Source organism: Pseudomonas sp. Pse1 (genome assembly GCF_024519635.1).
Lineage (GTDB): Bacteria > Pseudomonadota > Gammaproteobacteria > Pseudomonadales > Pseudomonadaceae > Aquipseudomonas.
The window spans coordinates 215,404-231,511 of the sequence record NZ_JALJRO010000006.1 but is presented as its reverse complement, the minus strand read 5'-3'; the positions used below and the strand labels follow the sequence as shown (position 1 = coordinate 231,511).

Genomic DNA, 16,108 nt, shown 5'->3' with positions numbered 1-16,108 from the left:
ACAATACATACACCGATAGCCTGGAGTTATCGGTCGCCCGGAGGGGGAGCGCCGCAGAGCGCCAAGAGTGGCGGGTCAGACACAATTTGTTGGACAGTCGCAAGGTTCCCGGCGCGCTGAAAGGCTGACGAAAGTCCGGCATGCCATAACCTGAGGGTATCGCCGTATTTCAAGTTTTGATTAGACGGTTATCGGTAAGCCTTCGATAGTGCTCATCAGGCGTAACTGACAACGGTGGCGCCCAGCGCTCACAACAATAATAAAAGAGGTACGCACCATGGCTCGTCCCAGTGCATCCCTGCACCTGCCTGACGCAGATGCCGCAACCCCGTCAGCGTTTACGCCCAGCACGGCGCGCGCCAGCAGCGTGCGCTGGCGGATTTTCGCGATCATCTTTGCCCTGACCATGGTCAACCTGATCGACCGTGTGTCGCTGTCCATCGCCATGCCCACCATCGCCGAAGAATTCTCGCTGTCGCCGAGCATGCAGGGGCTGATCCTCAGCAGTTTCTTCTGGGCCTACGCGCTGTTGCAGATTCCCGGTGGCTGGTTGATCGACCGCTTCGGACCGCACAAGGTCATCAGTTGGTCGACCGGCTTGTGGGGCACCTTCCAGGTGTTGGCGGCCTTTGCCACCGGCGGGCTGTCATTGCTGTTCGCCCGGGTGGCCCTGGGCGCGGCCGAGGCGCCGTTGTTTCCCTCCGGCGGCAAACTGATTTCCCTGTGGCTGGCACCCAGCGAACGCAGCCGCGGCGCGGTACTGATGGACAGTGGCAGTCCATTGGGCGTGGCGCTGGGCGGGCTGATCATTGCCTACCTGATTGCTTCCCTGGATTCCTGGCGGCTGGCATTCGTGATTGCCGGGATTGCCACCCTGGTACTGGCCTGGCTGGCGCGTCGCTACCTGCGTGACGACCCGGCCAGCCACGCCCAGGTCAATGCCGCGGAGCTGGACAAGATCAATGCCGGGCGCGCTACACCGGCGGCAGAAGCAGCGCGGGCACCGGTCAAGGGCCTGGGGATTGCCGCCCGTTCCCTGAGTGGTCTGCTGATTGGCCGCGCCAGTTGGGCGATGGTCTACTTCGGCCTGCTGACCTGGGGCCCGAGTTACCTGGCACAGGCTCGCGGTTTCGATATCAAGGGCATTGGCGCGGCGACATTCGTGATTTTTGTCTGCGGCGCGCTGGGCTCGCTGACCGGTGGGTTTCTCTGCGATGGGCTGATCCGCAAGGGCGTTAGCCGCGGTGTGGCGGTCAAGAGCCTGCTGGCATTTTCCGGGCTGGTGGCGCTGGGCGCGTTCCTTTTGCTGCCGACCCTGAGCAACCCGTTTGCCGCCGTCGCGTTACTGGCCATGACCGCGTTTTTCCTGATGTGGGGCAGCCTCTACTGGAGTTTCCCAGCGCTACTCGCGGCACCGGCGCGGGTCGGGCTGATTGGCGGGGTCATGAACATGGCCGGCAGCACCGGCGGTATCGCGGTGCCGATCCTGGTGGGGGTGATCCTGCAACTGTCCGGTGGTTTTGCGCCGGTACTGGGGTTCTTCGCGGCGTGCTCGGCGATCTTTGTCTTCGCCACTCTGTTCATCAGCCTTGACGAGGTGCGCCATGCCTGAGCAATCCACCAGCCTGTGGGACGGTCCGATCATTGACGCCCATCATCACTTCTGGGACCCCTCGATCAACCACCACCCGTGGCTCACGCCGCAGGCCAACATTGCCTTTCGCTACGGCGACTACAGCGCGATCAAGCGGCGCTATTTTCCCGAGGACTACTTCGCCGATGCAGCCCCGCACCGGGTGGTGCAGACCGTGTACGTCGAGACCGAATGGGATCCCACCGACCCGATTGGCGAGACCCGTTTCGTCGAGCAACTGGCCGCCCGCTACGGCGTGCCCAATGCCGTCGTCGCGCAAGCCTGGCTCGACCATCCAGACGCCATCGCTCTGCTCAGCGAACAGGCATCGTTCCCCTGCGTGCGCAGTGTCCGACACAAACCTGGCGGGCCGTCGACGCCGCAGCAGGTGGGCCAGTCGCGCAGCCTGATGAGTGATGAGCACTGGCGTCGCAGCTATGCCGCGCTCGAAGGGCTGGGCCTGCATTTCGACTTGCAGACACCCTGGTGGAACCTGCTGGAAGCCGAGCACCTGGCGCGGGATTTTCCCGCAACCACGCTGATCCTCAACCACGCCGGCCTGCCCAGCGATCGCAGCGAGCACGGCTTGCAGGCCTGGCACCGGGCAATGTCGAGCCTGGCGCAATGGCCGAACGTGCAGGTGAAGATTTCCGGCTTGGGGCAGGGCGGCAAACCCTGGCGCGTCGAGGACAACGCCTGGATCGTCAACGAGGTGATCGCCATGTTCGGCGCCGAACGTGCGATGTTTGCCAGCAACTTTCCGGTGGACAGCCTGTGCGGCTCATTCGACGGCATCTACAGCGGTTTCAAACACATCGTGCGTGATCGGTCAGCGAGCGATCAGCAGCACTTGTTCTACAGCAATGCGCAGCGTGTCTACCGCTGTGAATCCAACGCCATTGACCTGACACGGCCCGAACCACTGAGGAGTGAAGCATGAGTAAATCGACCATTGCCATGGTCCTGGGCGACCCCGCCGGGATCGGTCCGGAATTGATCGCCCGGCTGCTGGCCGACGCGCAAGTGCGCGGTCAGGCCAATGTGATCCTGATTGCCGACGAGGCCGAGATGCGCCGAGGTATGCGCATCGCCGGGGTCGAGTTTCCCTATCGGCGCATCGACGCGCTGGAGCAGATGTCGTTCACCGATGACACACCGCTGTTCTATGATTTTCGCGGTGCGGCGGTGGGCGAGTTTCCGCGCAGTGAGGCCAGTGTGATCGGCGGCCGCTACAGCCTCGATACCCTGGAAGTGGCGCTGCGCCTGACCCAGGCCGGGACCACCGATGCGGTGCTGTTCGGGCCGTTGAACAAGACGTCGCTGCACATGGCCGGCATGGCTCACAACGACGAGCTGCATTGGTTTGCCGAGCTGCTGGATTTCCATGGGCCGTTCTGCGAGTTCAATGTGCTGGACAATCTCTGGACCTCGCGCGTGACTTCCCACGTCGCCCTCTCCGAGGTGCCGGGCATGCTCAGTCAGGAGCGCGTGCTGGAAGCCATCCAACTGATCGACACCGCGCTCAAGCGCAACGGTCTGCAACGCCCGCGCATCGGCGTGTGCGGACTCAACCCGCACAATGGTGACAACGGCTCCTTCGGCCGTGAGGAACTGGACATCATCGGCCCGGCGGTGAAAACGGCACAGGCCCTGGGCATTGCCGCCGACGGTCCTTATCCCGGCGACACGATCTTTCTCAAGGTCCAGGGCGATGCCAGTGCCTTCGACGCGGTGGTGACCATGTACCACGATCAGGGCCAGATCGCGATCAAACTGATGGGCTTCTCCCGTGGAGTGACCGTGCAGGGCGGCTTGCCGATACCGATCACCACCCCGGCCCATGGCACCGCCTTCGACATCGCCGGCCAGGGCAAGGCCAACCCCGGTGCAATCCGCCAGGCCTTTGAAATCGCCTGTCGAATGGGTGCCCATCGGCACTGATCGCCGAACCTCGAAAAGCATAAACCCTGTGGGAGCGGGCTTGCCCGCGATTGCGCTCTGTCAGTCGATAGTGTTGTCGACTGACGCAGCCTGATCGCGGGCAAGCCTGCTCCCATTTTTTTCGCATCAAGTGATAACCCGATGTGAAAAGTAACCCCCTGTTCCTATCACTCCTGGTTATCGCCGGATACGCATAAGTGATTATCCGTGGCCCTCGGGCGCTGGCTAAAGTCGGCCCATCGAATGCCTGGAAGCCGCCCTTGAGGGGTTCCGTGTATGCGACTCAACAATTACAAAAAAGCGCCAGCAAGGAACTGAATTCATGAAAATCAAAGCGATCCGTACCCGTGTCTTCGAATGGAAAGGCAAGGTCGTGCCACCGCAAGCGCATTTCTGCACCAACGCCAGCGACATCCTGTTCGAGCGTGGCGATGCCATGGGCTCCTTCCGTTTCCACGGCTGGCTGGTGGTGGAAGTCGAGACAGACAGCGGCATCGTTGGCATCGGTAACTGCGCCCTGGCGCCGCGTGTGGCCAAGGAAATCATCGACACCTACCTGGCCCCGATCGCCATCGGCGAAGACCCGTTCGACAACGAGTACATCTGGCAGAAGATGTACCGTCAAAGCCATGCCTGGGGTCGCAAGGGCATTGGCATGGCGGCGATCTCGGCGATCGATATCGCGATCTGGGACATCATGGGCAAGGCGGTGAACAAGCCGGTATTCAAGCTGCTCGGCGGACGCACCAAGGAAAAGATCTGGACCTACGCCTCCAAGCTCTACGCCAACGACAACCTCGACCTGTTCCTGGAAGAAGCCCAGGGCTATCTGAACCAGGGTTTCACGGCGCTGAAAATGCGCTTCGGCTACGGCCCGAAAGACGGCCCGGCAGGCATGCGCAAGAACATCGAACAGGTGCGCGCCCTGCGTAAGCTGGCCGGGCCGGACGTCGACATCATGCTCGAATGCTACATGGGCTGGACCCTGGAATACGCACGCCGGATGCTGCCGAAACTCGCCGAATTCGAACCGCGCTGGCTCGAAGAACCAGTGATCGCCGACGACATCGAGGGTTATATCGAGCTGAAGAAGATGGGCATCATGCCGATCTCCGGCGGCGAGCACGAATTCACCTCCTACGGTTTCAAGGACCTGCTGGAGCGTCGTGCTGTCGACGTGATTCAGTACGACACCAACCGGGTCGGCGGCATCACCGCGGCGCGCAAGATCAACGCCATGGCGGAAGCCTGGTCGGTGCCGGTGATCCCTCACGCCGGGCAGATGCACAACTATCACCTGACCATGTCCACCACCGCTTCGCCGATGGCCGAGTTCTTTCCGGTGTTCGACGTCGAGGTCGGCAACGAACTCTTCTATTACGTGTTCAAGGGCGAGCCGCAGCCGGTCAACGGTTACATCCAGCTCGACGACAACAAACCGGGCCTGGGCCTGGAAATCTCCGATGAATACCTGAGCGACTTCAACATCATCGAATGATCTTGCGGCGCCGCTTTCGGGCGGCGCTGACCACGACTTACTGGAGGGCCGACATGCGCCTGATTCAATTCGAAAATAGTGCCGGCGAACGCCAGGTCGGCCTCGTCGACGGCAACCGGGTTCAGGTACTCAATAACACCCGCAGCACCCGTGAACTGGCACTCGCGGCCATCCGCGCGCAACGCAGCCTGCAGGACGAGGTTGCGCGGCGGGGCACCGAGCCCGGGCCGGACTATGCGCAGTTGCTGCGTGACGGCCAGGTCTTGCCACCGCTCGACCATGAGGACCCGGCCCACTGCCTGATCAGCGGCACTGGCCTGACGCACCTGGGCAGCGCTTCGGCGCGAGACAAGATGCACCAGCAGGAAGGCGCGGTCGAAGCCGGCATGACTGACACCATGCGCATCTTCAATTGGGGCCTGGAAGGCGGTAAGCCGGCGGCCGGCCAAGTCGGTGCGCAACCGGAGTGGTTCTACAAGGGCGACGGCAGCATTGTCGTGCGTCCGGGGGCGGACTTCCCGGTGCCGCCGTTCGCCGAGGATGCCGGTGAAGAGCCGGAGCTGACCGGCCTGTACGTGATCGGCGACGACGGTCTGCCGTATCGCCTCGGCTATGCCCTGGGCAATGAGTTCTCCGATCACGTCATGGAACGCCGCAACTACCTGTATCTCGCCCATTCGAAACTGCGGTACTGCGCCTACGGTCCGGAACTGCGGGTCGGCGAGTTGCCTCGGCACCTGGCAGGCACCAGTCGCATTACCCGCAATGGCGAAGTGTTGTGGGAGAAAGAGTTTCTCAGTGGCGAGGACAACATGTGCCACAGCCTGGCCAACCTCGAATACCACCACTTCAAGTACGCGCAGTTCCTGCGGCCGGGGGATGTCCATGTGCATTACTTCGGCACCGCTACCCTGTCGTTCGCCGACGGGGTCAGAACCCAGCCCGGCGATCGCTTCCTGGTCAGCCTCGATGCCTTCGGCGCGCCGCTGGAAAACGGTATCGGTGAAAGCGCTCAGCCGCTGGCCATCGGTCAGGTGCGCGCACTCTGAGTCTTCAACTTCCGGCGCCTGGCGCCGGCCAAGGAATCTGTCATGACCTCGCAACTGGGACACAACTACATCGGCGGCCGACGCAGCGGCGAAGGCAACGTGCGCCTGCAAAGCCTCGACGCCAGCACCGGCGAGCCGTTGCCGGGCGACTTCCACCAGGCCAGTGCCAATGAAGTGGATGCCGCGGCTCGGGCTGCGGCTGCCGCGTACCCGCTGTACCGCAACCTGAGCGCGGAGCGCCGCGCACAATTTCTCGATGCAATTGCCGATGAGATCGATGCCCTGGGCGATGAATTCGTTGCCACCGTGTGCCGCGAGACCGCCTTGCCGGCTGCACGCATCCAGGGGGAACGGGGCCGCACCAGTGGCCAGATGCGCCTGTTCGCCAAGGTCTTGCGCAGGGGCGACTTTTACGGCGCGCGCATCGATCGTGCGCTGCCGGAGCGTCAGCCGTTGCCGCGTCCGGACCTACGGCAGTACCGCATCGCGCTCGGCCCGGTGGCGGTGTTCGGCGCGAGTAACTTCCCGCTGGCGTTTTCGACCGCCGGCGGCGATACCGCCTCGGCCCTGGCGGCAGGTTGCCCGGTAGTGTTCAAGGCCCACAGCGGACACATGGCGACTGCCGAGTGGGTGGCAGATGCGATTATCCGCGCCGCTGAGCGCTGCGACATGCCGGCCGGCGTGTTCAATATGATCTACGGCGGGGGCGTCGGTGAGTGGCTGGTCAAGCATCCGGCGATTCAGGCCGTCGGTTTCACCGGATCGCTCAAGGGGGGCAATGCCCTGGGCCAGATGGCGGCGAGCCGGGCGCAACCGATCCCGGTGTTCGCTGAAATGTCGAGCATCAACCCGGTGTTCCTGTTGCCCGAGGCGCTCCAGGTGCGTGGCGAGCAGATTGCCGCGCAATTGGCCGGTTCAGTGACCCTGGGCTGCGGCCAGTTCTGTACCAATCCAGGGCTGATTATCGGCCTGCGTTCCCCACAGTTCAGCGCGTTCCTCCAACAGTTCAGCGCCAACATGCAGCAACAGCCGGCGCAGACCATGCTCAATGCCGGCGCACTGGACAGCTATCGCCATGGCCTTGGCGAGTTGCACGGCCATCCCGGCCTGACGCATCTGGCGGGCCAGCCGCAACAGGGCAGCCAGGCCCAGCCGCAACTGTTCAAGGCGGACGTGAGCCTGCTGCTCAATGGCGAAGCGCTGTTGCAGGAAGAGGTCTTTGGCCCTGCCACCATCGTCATCGAAGTTGAAGACGCAACGCAGTTGGCTGCTGCCTTGCAGGGTTTGCGCGGGCAATTGACCGCGACCTTGATTGGCGAAGCCGAAGAGTTGTTGGCGTACCGTTGGCTCGCTGAGTCGTTGCAGGAGAAGGTCGGCCGGATCCTGCTCAATGGCTACCCAACCGGCGTCGAAGTCTGCGAGGCGATGGTCCATGGTGGACCTTATCCGGCCACTTCGGATGCACGCGGGACATCGGTCGGGACCCTGGCCATCGAGCGCTTCCTGCGTCCGGTGTGTTTCCAGAACTACCCGGATGCCTTACTGCCTGAAGCCCTGCAAAACGCCAATCCGCTGGGGATTCGGCGCCTGGTGGATGGCGAGATGAGTGAGCAGGCCTGGTGAGCCCGGCGATTCAGGGACGAATCGCCCCCCGCGCCGGACGCAACACCAGCCACAACGCTGCGCCGATCAACACCCCGCCATACAGATGCGCCAGCGACAGTGGCTCGCCGAGAAACAGCGCGCCCCACAGCACGCCGAACGGCGGGATCATGAAGGTCACAGTCATCGATTTGACTGGGCCGATGGCGCTCAGCAGGCGGAAGTAAAGGATGTAGGCAAACGCCGTGCAGCCCAGGCCCAGTCCCAGCAACGACAGCCAGACCTGCCAGCCACCCCAGCTGGCGGGCGGCTGAATGATGGCGCTGTAGGTGAACAACGGCAGCAGCAACAAGGTGGCGCCGAGCATGCTGCCCAGGGCCGAGAGGCGGCTGTCGAGACCGCCTTGCTGGTCGAGCCAGCGCCGTGCGAGGAAGCCGGCAAAGCCATAGCAGGTGGTCGCCAGCAGGCAGGCGAGGGCACCCATCAACAGTTCTGCGTCGAAGGCCACCGGCCCGGCACGGGTGAGGATCGCCACGCCAAACAGGCCGAGAGCGAGCCCGGCGAGTTTCGACAGGCTCAGCCGTTCATGGAAAAACAGGCCACCGATCAGTACCCCCATCAATGGGGTGGTCGCGTTGAAAATCGCCGAGTAACCGGCGGGCAGCACCTGGGCGGCCACTGAATACATGGTCGCGGGTATCCCCGAGTTGATCACCCCGAGCAACAGCACGGTTTTGAACTTGCCGCGAAAATCCCACGAGGTGCGCATCAGCACCAGGATCACCAGCAGGCCGGCGGCGGCAATCGAGACCCGGAAGAACGCGGTGGGAATAGTGCCAATCTCCGGAGCGACGATGCGCATGAACAGAAAGCTCGCGCCCCAGATGGCGGCAAGCGACAACAAACGCAGAATATCGACGGGGTTCACAGCGCGTTCCTTCCTTAATCAGCGCGCCAGTGTCGCCGTCCGTCCCGGTCAAGGCAATGGTTGCGTTGCGTAACAATTGACCTCTAAGCTCAGCCTCCAACGACAAGAATCTTCCCGCAGAGGTCTTCCCATGCCGCAGCCCTGGCCCGCCGCCGACATCGCCCGTATGGTCCTCGACGGTTTCGACGACTACCGCGAGCATTTCCGCCAGATCACCGATGGCGCCCGCGCGCGCTTCGAACAGGCGCAGTGGCAGGAAACCCAGGTCGCCTCGGCGGCGAGGATCAACCTCTACGAAGAGAAAGTCAGTGAAACCGTGGGTCGGCTGCGCATCGCCTTCGACGAGCAGACCCTGGATGTCAGTTGCTGGCCGCTGGTCAAAAGCGCGTACATCAGCCTGATCGACCTGCGCTTCGACGATGAGCTGTCCGAGACCTGGTACAACTCGATTTTCTGCGGCCTGTTCAGCCACGACCTGATCAGCGACGGCTGCATGTTCATCCACACCACCCGCCCGAGCCTGCGCCGGGCGCGGGCGGCGCAGACTCGCACCTACAAGCCGCAAGGCCAGTTGCCGGGGATGCTCGCGAGCATCTTTGCCGACTTCCGTTTCAGCGAAGACTACGCGGACCTGGCCGGTGACCTGCGCCGGCTCGAAGCGCAACTGCGCGAGAACCTGCCGGACTGGGTTTGCAAGGACCCGAACCTGGCGGTCGAACTGTTTTCCTCGGTGCTGTACCGCAACAAGGGCGCTTACCTGGTGGGGCGCATTTACACCGCCGACGAGCAATGGCCGCTGGTGATCCCGCTGCTGCACCGCGAAGGCCGGGGGATCCAGATCGATGCGTTGATCACCGACGAAGCCGAAGTGTCGATCATCTTCTCCTTCACCCGTTCGTATTTCATGGTGGATGTGCCGGTGCCCGCCGAGTTCATCGGTTTCCTGCGGCGGATCCTGCCGGGCAAGCACATCGCCGAGCTGTACACCTCGATCGGCTTTTACAAACACGGCAAGTCGGAGTTCTACCGCGCGCTGATCAACCACCTGGCCAACACCAACGACCCGTTCATCATGGCCCCCGGCGTGCGCGGCATGGTCATGAGCGTGTTTACCCTGCCGGGCTTCAATACCGTGTTCAAGATCATTAAGGACCGCTTCTCGCCGTCGAAAAACGTCGACCGCGCCACGGTGATCGAGAAGTACCGATTGGTGAAAAGCGTCGACCGGGTCGGGCGCATGGCCGATACCCAGGAATTCGCCGACTTCCGTTTTCCACTGAGCAAGTTCGACCCAGCCTGCCTTGCCGAACTGCTGGAAGTGGCGCCGTCGACCGTGGCCGTCGAAGGCGACACGGTGCTGATCCGCCACTGTTGGACCGAACGGCGGATGACGCCGCTGAACCTATACCTGGAAAACGCCAACGACGCCCAGGTGCATGAGGCGCTGGAAGACTACGGGCTGGCGATCAAGCAACTGGCAGCGGCGAACATTTTTCCCGGCGACATGCTGCTGAAAAACTTCGGCGTCACCCGCCATGGTCGTGTGGTGTTCTACGACTACGACGAGATCTGCTTCCTCACCGAAGCCAACTTCCGCCACATTCCTGAACCGCGTACCCCAGAGGACGAAATGGCCTCCGAGCCCTGGTATTCGATCGGCCCGCTGGATGTGTTTCCCGAGGAGTTCCCGCCGTTTCTGTTCGCCGATGCCGGGCAGCGCAAGTTGTTCGATCAACTGCATGGCGAGTTGTACAACGCCGATTACTGGAAGAGCCTGCAGGAGGCGATTCGGGCGGGGAAGGTGATTGATGTGTTTCCGTATCGGCGCAAGGGGTTGGACAACGAATAGTCGTCCATCCGACACGAACCTCTGTAGGAGCCGGCAAGCCGGCTCCTACAAGGGATCTCGTTCACCCTGTAAATCTGCGACAATCGCCGACCTGCGCCACTAGACGACTGAATTGCGTACCCGATGACCGACGAATCGCCCTCCATCGACAAACTGCTGAAAAACCTCGATCACGCCATGCTCGCCGACCGCCACCGGCTGCGGCGGCAGTTGCTTGAGCTGCGCAAGAAACCCGATGAGGCCAAGCTGGCCCAATGGGTGGCGCGGATGCAGGCGTCCTGTGATCAGGTGCTGGCGCGTAAAGCCAGCCTGCCGCTGATCCGTTACGACGACAGCCTGCCGATCGCGGCCAAGCGTGACGAGATCAAGAAGGCGCTGGAACAGCATCAGGTGCTGATCATCGCCGGCGAAACCGGTTCTGGTAAAACCACCCAGTTGCCGAAAATCTGCCTGGAAATCGGTCGCGGCCAACACGGCCTGATTGGCCACACCCAGCCACGCCGAATTGCCGCGCGCAGCGTTGCCAGCCGGGTTGCCGAAGAGTTGGCCACGCCGCTGGGGGCACTGGTCGGCTATCAGGTGCGGTTCGAGGACCAGAGCGATTCCAACACCCTGATCAAACTGATGACCGACGGCATCCTGCTGGCGGAAACCCAGAACGACCGCTACCTCGAGCGTTACGACACGATCATCGTCGACGAAGCCCACGAGCGCAGCCTCAACATCGACTTTCTGCTGGGCTACCTGAAAACCCTGCTGCCACGGCGTCCCGACCTGAAGGTGATCATCACCTCGGCGACCATCGACCTGGAGCGCTTCTCCAAGCACTTCGACGATGCGCCGATTGTCGAGGTCTCCGGCCGGACCTTCCCGGTGGACACCTGGTATCGCCCGCTGACCCTGGAGCAGGACGAGGAGGGCAACCGCGTCGAGGACGACTTGACGGTGGACCAGGCGATTCTCGCCGCCCTCGACGAAATCGCCGCCCACGAGCGCAGCGAGCGCCGCAGCCCCGGTGACGTGCTGGTGTTCTTGCCCGGCGAGCGCGAGATTCGCGACGCCGCCGAACTGTTGCGCAAGGCCCAGCTCAAGCACACTGAAATCCTGCCGTTGTACGCGCGCCTGTCACCGGCCGAACAGCAGCGGATTTTCCAGTCGCACCCTGGACGGCGCGTGGTGCTGGCAACCAACGTCGCGGAAACCTCGCTGACCGTGCCGGGCATTCGCTACGTGATCGACAGCGGCACCGCGCGCATCAGTCGCTACAGCTACCGGGCCAAGGTCCAGCGCTTGCCGATCGAAGCCATTTCCCAGGCCAGCGCCAACCAGCGCAAGGGCCGTTGCGGACGGGTCGAGCCGGGGATCTGCATTCGCTTGTACAGCGAAGAAGACTTTATTGGCCGCCCGGAATTTACCGATCCGGAAATCCTGCGTACCAACCTGGCGGCGGTGATCCTGCAGATGCTCCATCTGCGACTGGGTGAAATTACCGACTTCCCGTTTATCGAGCCGCCGGACGGCAAGGCCATCAGCGACGGCTTCAACCTGCTGCAAGAGCTGTCGGCGGTGGACCGCAACAGCCAGCTGACGCCGCTCGGTCGGCAGTTGGCGCGCTTGCCAGTCGACCCGCGCATGGGCCGCATGCTGCTCGAAGCGGCCAAGCTCGGCAGCCTCCAGGAAGTGCTGATCGTCGCCAGTGCGATGTCGATCCAGGACCCTCGGGAACGCCCACCGGAACGCCAGCAAGCCGCCGATCAGGCCCACGCGCAATGGAAAGACGTCGACTCTGATTTCGCCGCGCTGGTCAATCTGTGGCGGGGCTTCGAGGAGCAGCGCCAGGCGTTGACCGCCAGCCCGCTGCGCAACTGGTGCCGGAAGCATTTCCTCAATTACCTGCGCCTGCGCGAGTGGCGTGACTCCCATCGCCAGTTGAGCCTGATCTGCCGCGACATGCAGTTGAGCTTGAACAAAGAGCCAGCGGATTACCCGAAACTGCACAAGGCGGTGTTGGTGGGGCTGCTCAGCCAGATCGGGCAGAAGACCGAGGACGGCGACTACCTCGGTGCGCGTCAGCGACGCTTCTGGATTCACCCGTCATCGGGCCTGGGCAAGAAGCGCCCGCAGTGGCTGATGACCGCCGAACTGGTGGAAACCACCAAGCTCTACGCGCGCATGGTGGCGAAGATCGATGCCGACTGGATCGAGCCGCTGGCCGGGCACCTGATCAAGAAAAATCACTTCGAACCGCATTGGGAGAAGAAGCGCGGGCAGGTGGTGGCCTACGAGCAGATCACCTTGTTCGGGCTGATCGTGGTCGGGCGTCGGCCGGTGCATTACGGTCCGGTCGACCCGCTGGTGTCCCGTGAGCTGTTTATCCGTGAAGCGCTGGTGCGCGGCGAAATCCAGTCCCGGGCCAAGTGCCTGACCGCCAATGCACAGTTGCTCGAGCAGCTCGATGAGCTGGAGGCCAAGGCCCGCCGTCGCGACATTCTTGCCGACGAAGAAACCCTGTTCGCCTTCTACGACGCGCGGCTGCCGGCGGAGATTCACCAGACCGCGACGTTCGACAGTTGGTACAAGGTCAACAGCCAGAAGAATCCGCAGTTGCTGATCATGCGCGAAGAGGATGTGCTGGCCCGTGAAGCCAGTGAAATCACTGCGCAGCATTACCCGGACACCTTGCACATCGGTGATCTGGAATTGGCCCTGAGTTACCACTTCGAACCCAATCATCCGCGGGACGGCGTGACGCTACGGGTGCCGGCGCCGTTGTTGCCGATGCTGCCACCGGAGCGCCTGGAATGGCTGGTGCCGGGAGTGATCGAGGCCAAGTGCATTGCCCTGGTGCGTAACCTGCCCAAGGCACTGCGCAAGAACTTCGTGCCGGTGCCGGACTTCGTCAAGGCCGCCCTGCAGCGCATGACCTTCGCCGAGGGCTCGCTGCCCCAGGCGCTGGGCCGTGAGTTGTTGCGCATGACCGGTGCTCGGGTCAGCGATGAAGCCTGGAGTGAGGCCGCGCAGCAGGTTGAAAACCACCTGCGGATGAACCTGGAAATCGTCGACGCTCAGGGCAAGTTCCTCGGTGAAGGCCGTGATCTGGCCGAGCTCACGGCACGTTTTGCCGAAGCCAGCCAGGCTGCATTGGCGGTGCCGCAAACCGCGAAAAGCCAGGAGCCGGTGCAGCCGAAAGCCTTCGCCCCCGTCGCCGAGAAAACCCAACAGAAAATCGCCGGGCTGTCGATGACGGTGTATCCGGCACTGGTGGAAGAGGCGGGGACGGTCAAGGAGGGGCGCTTCTCAACGCCGGCCGAAGCCGAGTTTCAGCATCGTCGGGCCTTGCAGCGCTTGTTGCTGCAACAACTGGCGGAGCCGGCGAAGTTTCTCCGGGGCAAGTTGCCGGGCCTGACCGAGCTGGGCTTGTTGTACCGCGATCTGGGCCGAGTCGATGCGTTGGTCGAAGACATCCTGCTGGCCAGCCTCGACAGCTGCATTCTCGACGGCGAAGACCCATTGCCCCGCGACGGTGCCGGGTTGGCTTCGCTGGCCGAGCGCAAGCGCGGTGCCTGGACCGAGCACGCCGAGCGGGTGGCGAAGCTGACCCTGGAAATCCTCAAGCTCTGGCACGGTCTGCAAAAACGCTTCAAGGGCAAGATCGATCTGGCGCAAGCCGTGGCCCTCAATGACATCAAGCAGCAACTCAGCCATCTGGTATACCCGGGCTTTGTCCGCGAGACGCCGATGCAATGGCTCAAGGAACTGCCACGGTATTTGAAGGCGGTCGAGCAACGTTTCGAGAAAATCGGTGCCCAGGTCCAGCGCGACCGGGTGTGGAGCGGCGAATTGTCTGGCCTGTGGACGCAATACCAGACCCGCGCCAACAAACATGCCCAAGAAGGCAAGCGCGATCCGCAGCTGGAGCTGTATCGCTGGTGGCTGGAGGAATACCGGGTGTCGCTGTTCGCCCAGCAGTTGGGGACCAAGGTGCCGATCTCGGACAAGCGTCTGAATAAGCAGTGGGCGCAGGTAGAGCCGTAAAGCCAAGGCTTGCGCAATACCTGTAGGAGCGAGCCTGCTCGCGATGGGGCCCTTTGATTCAGCATTAATGTTGATTGATAGATCGCCATCGCGAGCAGGCTCGCTCCTACAGGGGGCGTGGTGGCTTCCAGGCGGTGTTATCCAGCAAACCACGCCAACTCCCGCGCTTTATGGCAAACTTCGCCACCATAAATGCCGTTTTCGCGACCCAGAGCCTGCGCTCGGGTCGAAACGCGGAATAAAGCGACGCCCCGGTCTGCGTCCCTGGATGGGCTTGGACCCTTTACGTGTTGGTACGTCGGTGCCAATACTTTCTGCCTGAACAGATTAGAGAAGCGACCATGCATAACGTCGTCATCAGCGGCACCGGCCTGTACACCCCGGCCAACAGCATCTCCAACGAAGAGCTGGTGCAGTCTTTCAATACCTACGTCGCGCAGTTCAATGCCGACAACGCCGAGGCCATCGCCCGTGGTGAAGTCGAGGCGCTGACCGAATCCAGTGCGGCGTTCATCGAAAAAGCTTCCGGGATCAAGAGCCGCTTCGTCATGGACAAAGAAGGCATCCTCGACCCGACGCGCATGGCGCCGCGCCTGCCGGAGCGTTCCAACGACGAATGGTCTGTGCTCTGCCAGATGGCCGTCGGCGCTGCCGAACAGGCCCTGCAACGCGCCGGCAAGACGGCTGCGGACATCGACGGGGTGATCGTCGCCTGCTCCAACCTGCAACGCGCCTACCCGGCCATTGCCATCGAAGTCCAGGAGGCCATGGGCATCCAGGGTTTCGGTTTCGACATGAACGTCGCCTGTTCCTCGGCCACCTTCGGCATCCAGGCCGCCGCCAACAGCGTGCAACTGGGCCAGGCCCGGGCGATCCTGATGGTCAACCCGGAAGTCTGCACCGGCCACCTGAACTTTCGTGACCGTGACAGCCACTTCATCTTCGGCGACGCCGCCACGGCGGTCATCATCGAGCGCGCCGACCTGGCGACGTCCGCGTACCAGTTCGACGTGGTCAGCACCAAGCTGCTGACCAAGTTCTCCAACAACATCCGCAACAACTTCGGCTTCCTCAACCGTGCGGCGGAAGAGGGCATCGGTGCTCGCGACAAGTTGTTCGTGCAGGAAGGGCGCAAGGTGTTCCGTGACGTCTGCCCGATGGTTGCAGAACTGGTTGGCGCCCACCTGGAAGAAAACAGCCTGAATGTCAGTGACGTGAAACGCTTCTGGTTGCACCAGGCCAACCTGAGCATGAACCACCTGATCGTCAAGAAACTGCTGGGTCGCGAAGCCAGCGAAGAAGAAGCGCCGGTGATCCTCGACACCTACGCCAACACCAGCTCGGCCGGTTCGGTGATTGCCTTCCACAAATACCAGGACGACCTGCCGGCCGGTTCTCTGGCGGTGCTCAGCTCGTTTGGCGCTGGGTATTCGATTGGTAGTGTGATTTTGCGCAAGCGTTGATCGACTTGCCGGGGCTGTCTTCGCTTGCGACGTGCCAGCGAAGACAGCCTCCAATCATTTAGCGCCATTGCGGACGTCTTCGCTGGCAAGCCAGCTCCTACGATTCCTCT

The 16,108-nt window shown here is 62.7% G+C and carries 10 protein-coding genes; 9 read left to right on the top strand and 1 reads right to left on the bottom strand.

The features are described 5' to 3' along the window. The first annotated feature begins 277 nt into the window (after positions 1 to 277). The 6 genes from NR126_RS11925 (at position 278) to NR126_RS11900 (ending at position 7,744) form a co-directional block, all read left to right on the top strand. Positions 278 to 1,612, top strand: coding sequence for an MFS transporter (locus tag NR126_RS11925; RefSeq protein ID WP_105754314.1), 1,335 nt, complete (start codon positions 278 to 280; stop codon positions 1,610 to 1,612). Next, entirely contained in the window at positions 1,605 to 2,573 is a 969-nt protein-coding gene (locus NR126_RS11920) for an amidohydrolase (RefSeq protein ID WP_027619199.1), read from the top strand. The genes NR126_RS11925 and NR126_RS11920 overlap by 8 nt, the downstream gene beginning before the upstream one ends. Beyond that, entirely contained in the window at positions 2,570 to 3,574 is a 1,005-nt protein-coding gene (locus tag NR126_RS11915; protein WP_027619198.1) for a 4-hydroxythreonine-4-phosphate dehydrogenase PdxA, read from the top strand. Before NR126_RS11920 ends, NR126_RS11915 begins: the two co-directional genes overlap by 4 nt. A 322-nt stretch (positions 3,575 to 3,896) precedes the next feature. After that, on the top strand, positions 3,897 to 5,072 hold the full coding sequence (locus NR126_RS11910; protein ID WP_027619196.1) for an L-rhamnonate dehydratase: 1,176 nt from the start codon (positions 3,897 to 3,899) through the stop codon (positions 5,070 to 5,072). Between the two features lie 53 nt (positions 5,073 to 5,125). Next, complete coding sequence (gene araD1, locus NR126_RS11905) at positions 5,126 to 6,121, top strand: AraD1 family protein (RefSeq protein WP_256830279.1); 996 nt, start codon at positions 5,126 to 5,128, stop codon at positions 6,119 to 6,121. Positions 6,122 to 6,163: 42 nt separating this feature from the next. Further along, positions 6,164 to 7,744, top strand: a complete 1,581-nt coding sequence (locus NR126_RS11900) for an aldehyde dehydrogenase (NADP(+)) (protein ID WP_027619194.1) — start codon at positions 6,164 to 6,166, stop codon at positions 7,742 to 7,744. Positions 7,745 to 7,754: 10 nt separating this feature from the next. Here the strand turns inward: NR126_RS11900 and NR126_RS11895 are convergent, their stop codons facing one another. Further along, positions 7,755 to 8,651 (bottom strand): DMT family transporter, encoded by an 897-nt coding sequence (locus NR126_RS11895; RefSeq protein WP_256830278.1) that lies wholly within the window; start codon positions 8,649 to 8,651, stop codon positions 7,755 to 7,757. Between the two features lie 130 nt (positions 8,652 to 8,781). Here NR126_RS11895 and aceK point away from each other — a divergent pair, with 130 nt between their 5' ends. The 3 genes from aceK to NR126_RS11880 all read left to right on the top strand — a co-directional run bounded on the left by aceK (position 8,782) and on the right by NR126_RS11880 (position 15,998). Beyond that, a complete protein-coding gene (gene aceK, locus NR126_RS11890; RefSeq protein WP_256830277.1) occupies positions 8,782 to 10,500 on the top strand; it encodes a bifunctional isocitrate dehydrogenase kinase/phosphatase in 1,719 nt (572 codons plus the stop codon). A 123-nt stretch (positions 10,501 to 10,623) separates the two neighbouring features. Continuing rightward, positions 10,624 to 14,535 (top strand): ATP-dependent RNA helicase HrpA, encoded by a 3,912-nt coding sequence (hrpA, locus tag NR126_RS11885; RefSeq protein WP_256830276.1) that lies wholly within the window; start codon positions 10,624 to 10,626, stop codon positions 14,533 to 14,535. A gap of 341 nt (positions 14,536 to 14,876) precedes the next feature. Continuing rightward, positions 14,877 to 15,998, top strand: a complete 1,122-nt coding sequence (locus tag NR126_RS11880) for a beta-ketoacyl-ACP synthase III (RefSeq protein ID WP_105754319.1) — start codon at positions 14,877 to 14,879, stop codon at positions 15,996 to 15,998. Positions 15,999 to 16,108 lie beyond the last annotated feature (110 nt).

Excerpts from the sequence above, each read along its gene's own strand:
- NR126_RS11925 (WP_105754314.1), top strand. The coding sequence starts at position 278 with ATGGCTCGTCCCAGTGCATCCCTGCACCTGCCTGACGCAGATGCCGCA.
- NR126_RS11920 (WP_027619199.1), top strand. The coding sequence starts at position 1,605 with ATGCCTGAGCAATCCACCAGCCTGTGGGACGGTCCGATCATTGACGCC.
- NR126_RS11915 (WP_027619198.1), top strand. The coding sequence starts at position 2,570 with ATGAGTAAATCGACCATTGCCATGGTCCTGGGCGACCCCGCCGGGATC.
- NR126_RS11910 (WP_027619196.1), top strand. The coding sequence starts at position 3,897 with ATGAAAATCAAAGCGATCCGTACCCGTGTCTTCGAATGGAAAGGCAAG.
- araD1 (WP_256830279.1), top strand. The coding sequence starts at position 5,126 with ATGCGCCTGATTCAATTCGAAAATAGTGCCGGCGAACGCCAGGTCGGC.
- NR126_RS11900 (WP_027619194.1), top strand. The coding sequence starts at position 6,164 with ATGACCTCGCAACTGGGACACAACTACATCGGCGGCCGACGCAGCGGC.
- aceK (WP_256830277.1), top strand. The coding sequence starts at position 8,782 with ATGCCGCAGCCCTGGCCCGCCGCCGACATCGCCCGTATGGTCCTCGAC.
- hrpA (WP_256830276.1), top strand. The coding sequence starts at position 10,624 with ATGACCGACGAATCGCCCTCCATCGACAAACTGCTGAAAAACCTCGAT.
- NR126_RS11880 (WP_105754319.1), top strand. The coding sequence starts at position 14,877 with ATGCATAACGTCGTCATCAGCGGCACCGGCCTGTACACCCCGGCCAAC.